The organism is Pseudomonas shahriarae (genome assembly GCF_014268455.2).
GTDB classification, from domain to species: domain Bacteria; phylum Pseudomonadota; class Gammaproteobacteria; order Pseudomonadales; family Pseudomonadaceae; genus Aquipseudomonas; species Aquipseudomonas shahriarae.
Genome location: NZ_CP077085.1, coordinates 1,587,863 through 1,601,052 on the forward strand (window position 1 = coordinate 1,587,863; position 13,190 = coordinate 1,601,052).

11 protein-coding genes are annotated in these 13,190 nt (G+C 59.7%); 6 read left to right on the top strand and 5 right to left on the bottom strand.

Going from position 1 to position 13,190, the window contains the following annotated elements:
- Window positions 1-129 precede the first annotated feature (129 nt).
- Window positions 130-498 carry a YkgJ family cysteine cluster protein gene (locus HU773_RS07075; protein WP_057958734.1) on the bottom strand — a complete coding sequence of 123 codons (369 nt, stop codon included), beginning with the start codon at window positions 496-498 and terminating at the stop codon, window positions 130-132.
- A 245-nt stretch (window positions 499-743) separates the two neighbouring features.
- Between HU773_RS07075 and HU773_RS07080 the strand changes: the two genes are divergently transcribed.
- A complete protein-coding gene (locus tag HU773_RS07080; protein WP_057958735.1) occupies window positions 744-2,090 on the top strand; it encodes an MFS transporter in 1,347 nt (448 codons plus the stop codon).
- Between the two features lie 189 nt (window positions 2,091-2,279).
- Here HU773_RS07080 and HU773_RS07085 read toward each other — a convergent pair whose 3' ends face one another.
- Together HU773_RS07085 and rapA are read right to left on the bottom strand one after the other, a co-directional pair.
- On the bottom strand, window positions 2,280-3,404 hold the full coding sequence (locus HU773_RS07085) for an IS481 family transposase (protein ID WP_057961168.1): 1,125 nt from the start codon (window positions 3,402-3,404) through the stop codon (window positions 2,280-2,282).
- Window positions 3,405-4,016: 612 nt separating this feature from the next.
- Window positions 4,017-6,863, bottom strand: a complete 2,847-nt coding sequence (gene rapA, locus HU773_RS07090; protein WP_057439822.1) for an RNA polymerase-associated protein RapA — start codon at window positions 6,861-6,863, stop codon at window positions 4,017-4,019.
- 218 nt (window positions 6,864-7,081) lie between these two features.
- Here rapA and HU773_RS07095 point away from each other — a divergent pair, with 218 nt between their 5' ends.
- The 3 genes from HU773_RS07095 to ccoM all read left to right on the top strand — a co-directional run bounded on the left by HU773_RS07095 (window position 7,082) and on the right by ccoM (window position 7,900).
- Window positions 7,082-7,423, top strand: a complete 342-nt coding sequence (locus tag HU773_RS07095) for a hypothetical protein (protein WP_057958736.1) — start codon at window positions 7,082-7,084, stop codon at window positions 7,421-7,423.
- Window positions 7,424-7,448: 25 nt separating this feature from the next.
- Entirely contained in the window at window positions 7,449-7,640 is a 192-nt protein-coding gene (locus HU773_RS07100) for a hypothetical protein (protein WP_128593654.1), read from the top strand.
- Between the two features lie 143 nt (window positions 7,641-7,783).
- Window positions 7,784-7,900 (top strand): cytochrome c oxidase subunit CcoM, encoded by a 117-nt coding sequence (gene ccoM / locus HU773_RS27585; RefSeq protein WP_029297086.1) that lies wholly within the window; start codon window positions 7,784-7,786, stop codon window positions 7,898-7,900.
- Window positions 7,901-8,044: 144 nt separating this feature from the next.
- On the opposite strand, the gene HU773_RS07105 is transcribed toward ccoM, so the two are convergent.
- Together HU773_RS07105 and HU773_RS07110 are read right to left on the bottom strand one after the other, a co-directional pair.
- Window positions 8,045-9,520: an inorganic phosphate transporter gene (locus tag HU773_RS07105; protein ID WP_057439817.1), complete on the bottom strand. Its 1,476-nt coding sequence runs from the start codon at window positions 9,518-9,520 to the stop codon at window positions 8,045-8,047.
- 329 nt (window positions 9,521-9,849) lie between these two features.
- Window positions 9,850-10,050, bottom strand: a complete 201-nt coding sequence (locus tag HU773_RS07110; RefSeq protein ID WP_029297082.1) for a hypothetical protein — start codon at window positions 10,048-10,050, stop codon at window positions 9,850-9,852.
- Between the two features lie 618 nt (window positions 10,051-10,668).
- On the opposite strand from HU773_RS07110, the gene pcaR reads away from it, so the two are divergent.
- Complete coding sequence (gene pcaR / locus HU773_RS07115) at window positions 10,669-11,511, top strand: pca regulon transcriptional regulator PcaR (protein WP_057439816.1); 843 nt, start codon at window positions 10,669-10,671, stop codon at window positions 11,509-11,511.
- A 177-nt stretch (window positions 11,512-11,688) separates the two neighbouring features.
- Window positions 11,689-13,035, top strand: coding sequence for a 4-hydroxybenzoate transporter PcaK (gene pcaK / locus HU773_RS07120; protein WP_057958737.1), 1,347 nt, complete (start codon window positions 11,689-11,691; stop codon window positions 13,033-13,035).
- The last annotated feature ends 155 nt before the right edge of the window (window positions 13,036-13,190 follow it).

The following is a 13,190-nucleotide window of genomic DNA, read 5'->3' on the forward strand; positions in this document are numbered from 1 at the left end:
CAGAGTCATCTCGTGTCACTGCGCGTGGCGATGACCTATGGAATCGAGTATAGAAGGCTCAACGGAATCGCAAGCCGTAATGGCATTTTGATTGCTTTGATTTTGGCATGCTCCCCATAGCCAATGGTGCTAAGCACTGATGGGCAGCTCGAACTCGTAAGGCGGTTGCTCCAGCGGCGCCAAGCCGAATGCGGCGCGGGCGGCGTCGCAATCGACGTTCACTTCACCCTGGCTCCATGAGGCCTCGAACTCCCGGCACACGCTGGAACGCTGCTCGTAGATCGAACAACGGGTGGTGCTGCCCACTTCGCCTTCCAGGCTGCAGCAGCGTGCCGGTTTCTGGTCGGTGCCGATCATCGCCACCCGCGTGGGGTTGATCTGTACCACGCGGTCATCGGGTACGGTGCCGCCTGATGAGGCGCATTCGCCCCAAAAGAAAGACACGCGAAAGTGTGAACAGCAGGCACCGCAATTCAGACACGGACTGGCATCGGACATGGCACGTCATCAATAAGAGGTAAGGGGGAACTGCGGAAGGCTCGCTATTCTATGCCTGCCAAGGCGCTTGGGAAGGGGGGCGCATGCTTATTTTTTTAGCGGGAAAATCCGGCTGTCCTGGATGAAATTACGCCCTATCAGCTTTACGAATCATTACAGACAACCGCGCCGCGCCTGACTAGATTGCAGGTTCCGGGCAGGATGCGTCGGCATCGAGCCTCTATAACAATAAAAGAGACGGACCCATGCAGAACTCGACCCAAGCGGCGAATGCCTGGCGCATTCTGTTCCTGCTGTTCCTGGCCAACCTGTTCAACTTCTTTGATCGCACGATCCCGGCGATCATCATCGAGCCGATCCGCATGGAATGGCACCTCAGTGACTTCCAGCTCGGCATCATCGGCACCGCATTCACCATCGTCTATGCGATTGCCGGCTTGCCCCTGGGGCGCCTGGCCGATACCGGCTCGCGCAGCAAGCTGATGGGCTGGGGCCTGGCGAGTTGGAGCGCGCTGACGGCGGTCAACGGCATGGTTGGCAGCTTCTGGACCTTTCTGCTGGTGCGCATGGGCATCGGCATTGGTGAAGCCAGTTACGCGCCGGCCGCCAACTCGTTGATCGGCGACCTGTTCCCGGCCCACCGTCGCGCCCGGGCCATGGGGATTTTCATGCTGGGCCTGCCCCTGGGCCTGTTGCTGGCGTTCTTCACCATCGGTGCGATGGTCGAGGCGTTCGACAGCTGGCGTGCGCCGTTCTTTATTGCGGCCGTCCCTGGGCTGATCCTTGCGGTGTTCATGTTCTACATCAAGGAGCCCAAGCGCGGCGCCGCCGAAACCGTGCAAGTCTCCCAGGAGAAAGTCGACCGGCCGATCCGGCGCGTGCTGGCGGTGCCGACCTTTCTGTGGCTGGTGCTGGCGGGGCTGTGCTTTAACTTTGCGACCTATGCCTGCAACTCGTTCCTGGTGCCGATGCTGCAACGTTACTTCCTCATGCCCCTGCAGGAAGCGGCCGTGGCGACCGGGGTGATTGTCGGCGTGACCGGTCTGTTCGGCCTGACCTTGGGCGGCCTGGTGGCGGACAAGATTCACCAGCGCATTGCCAATGGCCGCTTACTGTTTGCCGCCTTCAGCCTGATTATCTCCACGGTATGCACTGCCTGGGCCCTGCATGCGGGGCGCATCGAGATCGGGGTGTTTGTCGCGGTGTTCAGTGTGGGCTGGTTGTTTGCCTATAACTTCTACACCTGCGTGTACACGGCGATCCAGGATGTGGTGGAGCCGCGTCTGCGGGCCACGGCCATGGCGCTGTTCTTCGCCGGCCTGTATCTGCTGGGGGGTGGCATGGGACCGGTGGTGGTGGGCGCGCTGTCCGATCACTTTGCCCATGCGGCAATGTACGCGGCGGGTGCCGAGCAAATGACCGAGGCGTTCAAGGCGGTGGGGCTGCATGACGCCATGTACCTGATTCCGGTGGCGTTGTTCCTGACCATGCTGTTTCTGTTCCAGGCTTCGCGGTGTTTTGTGCGCGATGCCAAGCGGATGAAGGATGGGTTGGGGAGGGTTGAGGTGCCGGCGGCGGCGGCTACTGCTTGAAACCGAGGTGACGCCAGCGCAGCATAGGTATCTACACAACTCTTTTATCTAGTGCTTATTGGGTTTGTGTACATATCCGTTGCTGCGGTCACGGCGGCTATTGGTTCCGCCCTTACGGCGGGTCACTTTCGAAGAGCGTGTACGGACCGGACACATAGTGGACACATGTGCGGGGACATAGTTGACACATTATGAACCATAGTCCGGTTTGCTCACGTCGATCGTTCGTAGGAAATGGTGGCAGAAGTAGACGTCAAAGAGCCCGTCACTTTCAGGGTTAGGCCGAACTGCGATGTGCTGCCCAACCAGCCCCTTGGCAATGCTGAAGTAACGTTTCTGAAAGCGAAATCGGCTGTGATAAACCTTGGCCAGCACATCATCCGGCCCATATTCAAACTCCGATAGCTGCTGCGGATAAGCCCAGGGGCTTGCTCGATACCGGTCCATAGGCACCTTGTAGTCCAGTGCTTGGTGAGGGCGTTTTAAGTTATAGACCTCACGCCATTGATCAAACGCTGTTTGAGCATCCTTGATCGTGGAGAATTGACGCCCATCAAGCACCTCGGCTTTGAGTGAACGATGGAAGCGCTCAATCTTTCCATTGGTTTGAGGGTGATAAGGACGACTGAAGCTGATCCTGATCCCCAAGCGAATCAACCAGATACTTAATTCTGTGATTTCCCCAGGGTTGCGTGGCGAGCCCCATGGCGGCCCATTGTCAACGTTGATGCGAGCCGGTAAACCAAAGCGCTGGAATACCTCGATCATCTTTTCCTTCACTGTGATTCCACGCTCGTTATCACAAGCTTGAATCGCCAAATTGAATCGTGAGTGATCGTCCAGCAACGTCAGCGGATGGCATCGGCCTTCTTGCGTCGGGAAGTGCCCTTTGAAATCCATCTGCCAAAGATCGTTAGGTGCATCGTGTTCAAATCTCAGCTTTGCTTCTTGTTCCTTCTGAACAGGCTGAATCAGCCCGCATCGGTGCAGAACATTGGTGACAGTGCTAGGAGCAATCTGCTTTTTCAAAAGGCTGCTGATTGTACGTCCGCCCCAAGCGGGATGTGCTCGCCTAAGCGCTATGACTTCCGCTTCCAGAGCTGGCGCGGTTAGCTTTGGGCTAGTCGCAGGTTTTCGGGACTTCTCTTGCAGTCCAGACTGCCCCTGCATTTCATAGCGTTTCAACCACTTATAGGCCGTTTGCGGACTGATGCCGAACCGTCGACACAGCTCTCGTTTATTGCTGCCGGGTTGCCGTGCTAAGGCAATGAACTCTTCTTTCAGGCTCATGGTATCTCTCGTGTCCCAGGGCATGATGGCTTTCCGGCGAAGTTGGCTCGCCAAAAGTGTCCACCATGTCCCCGCACACCCGTCAACCATGTGTCCGGTCCGTACAAAGAGCGCGAAAGTAACCAAAGCGCTTTTTCCCCACCACTCGGTGCCTCGCCTAGGCTCGGCATGCCCGCAGTCAGGCATTGCTCCGCGGGCCCGCCGCGATCGGCCATCCGTGGCCGTGTCGCGGCTACCCCGGCATCCATGCCGGGGTGCCCACTGCGCAATGCCTGCCTGCGGCCATCGTGGTTTAACGGGGCGCCTCAGATCAAGATCAAAAGCAGAGCAACAGCAAAGCAAGAGCGTGAAGCTGCATTCCCCTGTGGGAGCGGGCTTGCCCGCGATGACGGTGTATCAGTCGATAAATCTATTGGCTGACCTGCCGCCATCGCAGGCAAGCCAGCTCCCACAGAAGGACGCGCACGCCTCGAAGGTCAGGCCGCCTCGCTTTGCTTTTGATCTTGATCTGAGGCGCCCCGTTAAACCACGCTGGCCGTCATCCGATATTGATTTGGGGGGTAAACCGGCAGGACACCCCCCATAAAAAAGGCCCGCATTGCGCGGGCCTTTTTGTTCATCAGGGCAGGGCGCGGATCAACCGGCGACCAACACCCGAATCGCCTCCAACCGCAGCGCCGCCTTGTCGAGCATAGCCAGGCCTTGCTCGCGCTGTTGGCGCAGGGCAACCAGTTCGCTGTCGCGTACGGTCGGGTTGACGGCTTGCAGGGCGGTCAGGCGCGCCAGCTCTTCGTCGGTGTCTGCTGCCAGGCGACGTTGCGCCTCGGCCACACGTTCGGCGTGGCGCGGGGCGATTTTCTCTTCGCCGGCGTTGATCCGTGGCGTCAGCTGATCGCGCTGGGCCTGCACGAACTTGTTGGCGCTGGCCCGTGGCACGCTTTCCAACTGGTCGTTGAGGGTGGTGAAGGACACCCGGCCCGACAAGTCATTACCATTGGCATCCAGCAGGCAGCGCAGGGCCGCCGGGGGTAGGTAGCGACCCAGTTGCAACGAACGCGGTGCCACCACTTCACTGACATAGAGCAGTTCCAGCAACACAGTGCCTGGCTTCAGCGCCTTGTTCTTGATCAGCGCCACTGCGGTGTTGCCCATGGAACCGGACAGCACCAGGTCCATGCCGCCCTGGACCATCGGGTGCTCCCAGGTAATGAACTGCATGTCTTCGCGAGACAGCGCCTGGTTGCGGTCGTAAGTGATGGTCACGCCTTCGTCATCGCCGAGGGGGAAGCTGGCGTCGAGCATTTTTTCGCTGGGCTTGAGGATCAGTGCGTTTTCCGAATGGTCTTCGCTGTCGATGCCGAACGCGTCGAACAGGGTTTCCATGTAGATCGGCAGGGTGAACTGATCGTCTTGCTCCAGGATGTCCTCGACCAGCGCATCACCTTCGCCAGCGCCGCCGGAGTTGAGCTCCAGCAAACGGTCGCGGCCGGTGTGCAGCTCGGCTTCGAGGCGCTCGCGCTCGGTGCGGGCTTCGTCGATCAGGGCTTGCCATTCGCCGTCGTCGGCATTTTCCAGTAGCGGCAGCAGGCGCGGGCCGAACTGGTGCTGCAAGGCGTTGCCGGTCGGGCAGGTGTTAAGGAAGGCATTCAAGGCTTCGTGGTACCACTGGAACAGCCGCTCTTGCGGGCTGGTTTCCAGGTACGGCACGTGCAGCTCGATCACATGCTTCTGGCCGATCCGGTCCAGACGCCCGATGCGCTGCTCCAGCAAGTCCGGGTGCGATGGCAGGTCGAACAGCACCAGATGGTGGGCGAACTGGAAGTTGCGGCCTTCACTGCCGATTTCCGAACAGATCAGCACCTGGGCGCCGAACTCTTCATCCGCGAAGTAGGCGGCGGCACGGTCCCGTTCGAGGATGTTCATGCCCTCGTGGAACACCGTGGCCGGGATGCCGGAACGCACGCGCAGGGCGTCTTCCAGGTCCATGGCGGTTTCGGCGTGGGCGCAGATCACCAGGACTTTGGTGCGCTTGAGCATTTTCAGCTGGTCGATCAGCCACTCGACGCGCGGGTCGAAGCGCCACCAGCGGTTTTCTTCTTCTATATCCGGTTGCGACTGGAAGCTGACTTCCGGGTACAGCTCGGCATGCTCGCCCAGCGGCAGTTCCAGGTATTCGTCCGGGCACGGCAGCGGGTAGGCGTGCAACTTGCGCTCGGGGAAGCCTTGTACGGCGGCGCGGGTGTTACGGAACAGCACGCGGCCGGTGCCGTGGCGGTCCAGCAGCTCACGCACCAGGCGCGCACTGGCTTCGGTGTCGCCATCGTTGACGGCAGCCAGCAGTGCTTCGCCTTCGTTGCCGAGGAAGCCCTGGATAGTCTTGTGCGCGGCCGGCGAGAGGCGACCCTTGTCCATCAGTTCCTGGACGGCTTCGGCGACCGGGCGATAGTTCTCGCTCTCGGCGCGGAAGGCTTTGACGTCATGGAAACGGTTCGGGTCCAGCAGGCGCAGACGGGCGAAGTGGCTGTCCTGGCCCAGTTGTTCCGGGGTTGCGGTCAGCAGCAGCACGCCGGGAATGGTCTCGGCCAGTTGCTCGACCAGTTGGTATTCAGCGCTGGCCTTTTCTTCGTGCCAGACCAGGTGGTGGGCTTCGTCGACCACCATCAAGTCCCAGCCGGCGGCAAACAGTGCGTCCTGGGCTTTTTCGTCGTCCACCAGCCATTCCAGGGCCACCAGCGCGAGTTGGGTGTCTTCGAACGGGTTGCTGGCATCGCTTTCGATAAAACGTTCTTCGTCGAACAGCGCGACCTGCAGGTTGAAACGCCGGCGCATTTCCACCAGCCATTGGTGCTGGAGGTTTTCCGGGACCAGGATCAGTACGCGATTGGCGCGCCCGGACAGCAGTTGGCGATGGATCACCAGGCCGGCTTCGATGGTCTTGCCCAGGCCCACTTCGTCGGCCAGCAGCACCCGTGGCGCGATCCGGTCAGCCACTTCACGGGCGATGTGCAGTTGGTGCGCAATCGGCTGCGCACGCACGCCGCCCAGGCCCCAGAGCGAGGACTGCAACTGGCGGCTGGTGTGTTCCAGGGTGTGGTAGCGCAGGGAGAACCAGGCCAGCGGGTCGATCTGGCCGGCGAACAGACGGTCGCTGGCGAGGCGGAACTGGATGAAGTTCGACAGTTGGGTTTCCGGCAGGGTGACCTGCTCGTTCTGCCCATTGAGGCCGTGGTAGACCAGCAGGCCGTCGACATCGTCGACCTCGCGCACGGTCATCTTCCAGCCTTCGAAGTGGGTGATGGTGTCACCCGGCGAGAACCTCACGCGAGTGAGGGGCGCATTCCGTAGCGCATACTGGCGGGTGTCGCCAGTGGCCGGATAGAGCACGGTCAACAAGCGGCCGTCCTGTGCCAGAACGGTGCCTAACCCCAGCTCTGCTTCGCTGTCACTAATCCAGCGTTGCCCCGGTTGATACTGCTGCGCCATGCTGCCTGACTCCCGCCGTGAAAAAGCCGACTATTCTAACGGAACAAGGCCCCCAGCCAAAGGACTCTGACAAAAACTACTCCGCTTGCCGGAGTGAAAGAGGACGATTCGACGGGTGGCAGGGCACTGGCGACTGACGACTGGGTCACAAGTTGGCGGCCCCAGGCTCAAGTCGCTGGTACAGCAGCCGACAGCCTGCTGACAGGAGACCAATAATTATGCTGCCACCGATCTTGCCCTTGAGTGTTGTGCCGGTCACGTCACAACTCGACCCCGTGCGCCCCAAACCCGATATCCCGCCGGTGGTGCCTGCGCAGGCGAGTTCCAGCGAAAGCACCATTGACCTCAAGAACCGCGACGCGGAGCAATCGACCCTGATGCTGCGCGAGGAACAACGACGCCAGCAGGAACAGCAAAAACGCCGGCGCGAGGCCGACGAAGATCCCGAGCAGCACCTGGCTATTCCTGGTGACGAACTGAATGCCGATAACACCGTGCCGGTCGCGCCGCTGATCGAGGATGCACCCCGCCAGGGGTTGTGGGTGGACGTCGAGGTTTGACCCCCGGGCGGGCCAGGACGCATTATTGAGTCAATCCAGCCACCACGTAAGCCATGCCATGAGTGACGACAAGCTGATCGACCTGACTGCCGAACGCGCCAAACGGGTCCACGATCTCAATGACAAGCGCCTGAATGACGTGCGCCAGGCGTTCGAGCAGGCCATGCCGCTGGGCAAGGCGAAGAAAAAGTCGAAAAACAAACCGAAAAAGCGCTGAAATGCCCTGAATCTATTGATTCAGGTCAGTTATCTCCCTTCTTTACGCCCCGTTGCGGGCGACATTGATCCCCGTCAATTTCTGCCTCCGACTTCTTGGTTAACTTAGCCCCATCGCAACAAGGCAAGAGCAGGAGGCCGGTCATGTTTTTCGATAATGTGGTTTTTGCCGGGGTGCTGACTGTCGGCCTCATGGTGCTGTTTTTTGTAGGGTTTGGATTTTTTATCTGGAAAGACGCGAACAAGCGTAAAAAACCATAGGTTTTTCCGGGTTACATGAGCACGCAAGGCATTTTGGGCGACTTCGGTCGCCCTTTTTTTTGCCCGATATTTAGCTCTCTAGCCACAAAGGCACAAAAAAAGGCGTGACCCTCGCAGGTCACGCCTTTTTAATTGCGTTGTCGGTTAACTGCCCAACGCCTTGGACGCCAGCCAGAACAAGCCGGCCGACAGGCTCACTGTGGCTGGCAGGGTCAGGATCCAGGCCATCAGGATGGTCTTCACGGTGCCGCCTTGCAGCCCGCTCTTGTTCGCGACCATGGTCCCGGCCACGCCCGAAGACAGCACGTGGGTGGTGGACACCGGCAGGGCGAAGATATTGGCAAAGCCAATCATGGTGGCGGTGGTGATTTGCGCTGACATGCCCTGGGCATAGGTCATGCCCTGCTTGCCGATCTTCTCGCCAATCGTCAGTACCACGCGCTTCCAGCCCACCATGGTGCCCAGGCCAAGGGCCAGGGCCACGGCGAGGATTACCCAGAACGGTGCGTATTCGGTGGTGGCGGTCAGGTCTTTGCGCAGTTTTTCCAGGTCCGACTTCTCGCGGGAATCAAGGCCAGGCAGCTTGCCGACTTTCTTCGCGGTGTCGTCCAGGCACAGCAGGTAGCGACGGACTTCAATGCGCTGGTCGGAGGTCAAGGAATGGTAGTCAGAGACACCCTTCAATGTGCCGAGGAGGGCGTTGATGGTCGGCTCGGTCTGTTGCGGGTTGCAACGGAACTTGCCTGGCAGGTCGTCTCTGACACTTTTGCCCAGGGCAAGGAATTCGCCGAGGGTTTCGTGGTTGCGCTGGTAGAACTGGTTGAGGTGCAGGGTGGCGTCGCGGGTTCGCTCGATCTGGTAAGTGGTGCTGCCCAGATCGAGTACGAACTGCGCGGGCACGATACCGATCAGCACCAGCATGATCAGGCCAATACCTTTCTGGCCGTCGTTGGAGCCATGCACGAAACTCACGGCCATCGCGGAAATCACCAGTACCAGGCGGTTCCAGAACGGCGGGTGTTTCTTGTCGTCGAGCTTGCGGCGCTGGTCCGGTGTCTTGTGCATCTTGGACAGCGGACGCCACCATTTAAGGCCAATCAACACCAGGGCTGCGACCAGGAAGCCGGCCATGGGCGAGAACACCAGCGAGGCGCCGATATCAATGGCCTTCTGCCAGTTGACCCCGTCTGCCAGCGGAATATCGTTGATCAAGGCATTGGCCAGGCCGACACCGAGGATCGAACCGATCAGGGTGTGGGAGCTGGATGCCGGGATCCCGAAATACCAGGTGCCGAGATTCCAGGTGATGGCCGCTGCTAATAATGAAAACACCATGGCCAGACCATGGCCGGTGTTTACATTGATCAGCAACTCCACCGGCAGCAGGTGCACGATGGCATAGGCAACGCCCACCCCGCCGAGCAACACGCCGAGGAAGTTGAACACCCCGGAAAAGAATACGGCCAGGTGCGGCGGCATCGCTTTGGTATAGATGACTGTGGCCACCGCGTTAGCGGTGTCATGAAAGCCATTGATGAACTCGAAGGCGAGGACAAAGGCGAGGGCGAGCAACAGGCTCACAAGAACCCAAGCATCCAGTCCGCTGAATAAATCGATCATGAAGGTTTTATGACCCGGTCGTAAGGGGGCGCGATTATGCCAGAAAACCTCAGTAATCTATGCACTAGCTGCTCGCCGGTAACATTCTTCAACGAATTAATTTGGAGGAGGGGTGCGACTACCAGATATTTCGGTGGTTTGGCAACTCATTGATTTATAAAGAATAGAGGGGCCGTGGCAGGGTGCGACAATTAAGATGAAGGGTCTGAAACAGGTGTATGAAATTTCGTCAGAGCGGCGAAACTGACGATTGCAGGGCAAAACCCGGGCGCCCCTGCCAGGGGGGCTGGCAGGGCAATGACTTGCCAGGAAGGCTCAGTCCGAGAGGCTTATGGCTCTTCGGCCTTGAGGTCCTTTTCGATCTTTTGGATTTCCTGGGCAAATGCCTGGTCGAGCAGACTGGCTCGTTTGCGCCATGGTTTGCGCTCCGGCTCAGGTTGGGCGGCGTAGGTGGTGACTTCCCCGCCGTAAACATCCTTGTAACGTTGTTCCTGGCGCTCAAGTTCCGCGCGCAGTTCGTCTTTCGTCACTTTGTTACCTAATTGAGTTGAGTTTGATTCCGGTGATGCGCGATGACGCAAGTGATGGGCGTATTACACGATCAACCACTTCAGTTATTGCACGCGGCCACGGCACCGGGGAAGAACAGCTGTCGTAGCAACAGTTTTCTTTTTACATCACAAATATGGGCAGGCTGTGGAGCTGAGTACCCGGTATCTGCAACCCAGGCCAGGACAAGGAAAAGCTGAGGCTTGGTGGGGGCAGGCATGCCCTTGAGGCCAACTCGACCTTGTCACAGGGTGCATTATAGCGGCGCATTTGCATAAGACTATCGTCAACAAGTTAAAAAACGTCAACTTGGCGTAGCTGTATTGCTATTCACCTCATGTCGGGAACTTGACGCCGTACTTGCCTAACACTCTGTATGTGACAGTTGCACGGTCGTTAATTAAGTCAACATTGCCAGGCCGAACGCCGTCGGTTAAGTGAGTGCAACAAATTCAGTGCGGGGCCTGGCAGCGCCCAGCGGCGTAAATTGCGATTATCGAATGACCGTCCGATAATCGCCCAATGTTGGCGCCCTTGCCTTGTACATCCGTTGCCTGCCGGCTTGTAATGGCGCTTGAAAATAAGAGAAAGGACCTGAAATGAACGATCAATTGCGCAACTCCTTTGCCTCAGTGGCGCCGCCGATCGTTGCGTCACCGGCCAAGCGCATCCAGGCGTTTACCGGCGACCCGGATTTCATGACCTCCCTGGCCCGCGGGCTGGCCGTGGTACAGGCGTTCCAGGAGCGCAAGCGGCACCTGACCATCGCCCAGATCAGCCATCGCACGGAAATCCCCCGCGCTGCCGTCAGGCGTTGCCTGCATACCTTGATCAAACTCGGCTACGCCACCACCGACGGGCGCACGTACTCCCTGCTGCCCAAGGTCCTGACCCTGGGCCATGCCTATCTGTCGTCCACGCCCCTGGCGGTTTCTGCCCAGCCTTACCTGGACCGCATGAGTGAGCAGCTTCATGAAGCCTGCAACATGGCGACCCTGGAGGGCGACGACATCCTCTATATCGCCCGATCCGCCACCACCCAACGCCTGATTTCGGTGGATCTTTCGGTCGGTGGCCGACTGCCAGCTTATTGCACCTCCATGGGCCGAATCCTCCTGGCGGCCCTGGATGACGCGTCGCTGCAGGACTACCTGGACCATGCCGACCTGCAAACCAAGACCAGCCGCACCCTGACCACGCCGCAAGCCTTGCTTGAATGCCTGCAACAAGTGCGGCAACAGGGCTGGTGCATTGTCGACCAGGAACTGGAGCAGGGTCTGCGCTCCATCGCCGTGCCGGTGTATGACGCGTCCGGCCAGGTATTGGCTGCGCTGAATGTCAGCACCCACGCCGGGCGGGTCAGCCGCAGTGAGCTGGAACAACGTTTCCTGCCGAGCATGCTCTGCGCCAGCCAGGAGCTGAGTGCCCAGTTGTTTGCTTAAGCTGTTCGGTGACCGCACAGATCCCGGTTTGACGAATTGACGGTGTTTCCCCTGGCTCATTAATGTCGCGGCAGCGTGATTGACCGCGACAGCCTCTACCGCCGCGGTTTCGGTTTCGCCCCAATAATAATGACGACTCGCCGTCGTCCGCCCGCCATCGGTGTGGAAATAAAAATAATGAATCAGCCTTCGCCTTCTGTTGGTACATGTCTGGACGTGCAGTCCTTTATCAATGCGCAACCGCTGTCCCGCTATCAATGGCGGGTGGTGATCCTGTGCTTCCTGATTGTCTTTCTCGATGGCCTGGATACCGCGGCCATGGGCTTTATTGCGCCGGCACTGTCCCAGGATTGGGGGATCGACCGTGCCAGCCTCGGCCCGGTGATGAGTGCCGCGTTGATCGGCATGGTGTTTGGCGCCCTGGGTTCAGGCCCGTTGGCCGACCGTTTCGGACGCAAGGTGGTGTTGGTCGGCGCCGTGCTGGTGTTCGGTGCGTTCAGCCTGGCCTCGGCCTATAGCAGCAACGTTGATCAGTTGCTGGTATTGCGCTTCCTGACCGGCCTGGGCCTGGGCGCTGGCATGCCGAACGCCACGACGTTGCTGTCCGAATACACCCCGGAGCGCCACAAGTCGTTGCTGGTGACCAGCATGTTCTGCGGCTTCAACCTGGGCATGGCCGGTGGCGGGTTTATCTCGGCCAAGCTGATCCCGATGTTCGGCTGGCACAGCCTGCTGCTGATCGGCGGCATCCTGCCCTTGATCCTGGTGGGCGTGCTGGTGCTGTGGCTGCCGGAGTCGGCACGCTACCTGGTGGTGCGCAATCGCGGCACAGACAAGGTGCGCAAGGCCTTGTCACCCATCGACCCGGCCACCGTCGCCCAGGCTTCCAGCTTCAGCGTCCCGGAACAGAAAACCGTCAAGGCGCGCAATGTGTTCGCGGTGATCTTCTCTGGCACCTACAGCGCCGGCACCCTGTTGCTGTGGCTCACCTACTTTATGGGTCTGGTGATTGTGTACCTGCTGACCAGTTGGTTGCCGACCCTGATGCGTGACAGCGGCGCCAGCATGGAGCAGGCGGCTTTTATCGGCGCGTTGTTCCAGTTTGGCGGGGTACTCAGCGCCGTGGGCGTGGGCTGGGCCATGGACCGGTTCAATCCGCACAAGGTCATCGGCACTTTCTACCTGCTGGCTGGGGTCTTTGCCTACGCCGTGGGCCAGAGCCTGGGCAATATCACCCTCCTGGCCACCCTGGTGTTGATCGCCGGGATGTGCGTCAACGGTGCGCAATCGGCCATGCCTTCGTTGGCGGCGCGGTTTTACCCGACCCAGGGCCGGGCGACCGGGGTGTCCTGGATGCTGGGGATTGGCCGTTTTGGCGCGATCCTCGGTGCGTGGATGGGAGCCACGCTGTTGGGGCTGGGTTGGAACTTCGAGCAAGTGCTGACGGCACTGGTGATTCCGGCTGCATTGGCCACCACTGCGGTATTGATCAAGGGCTTCGTCAGCCACGCCGACGCCACCTGAGACTTAATGCAGGCACGGTTGAAAAATGTGGGAGCGGGCTTGCTCGCGAAGGCGGTGGCTCAGGACAAAAGTGTGTTGACTGACACACCGCCTTCGCGAGCAAGCCCGCTCCCACAGGGACGCTGTTCGCATGGAAAGCAGGGGTGTTTGGAGGA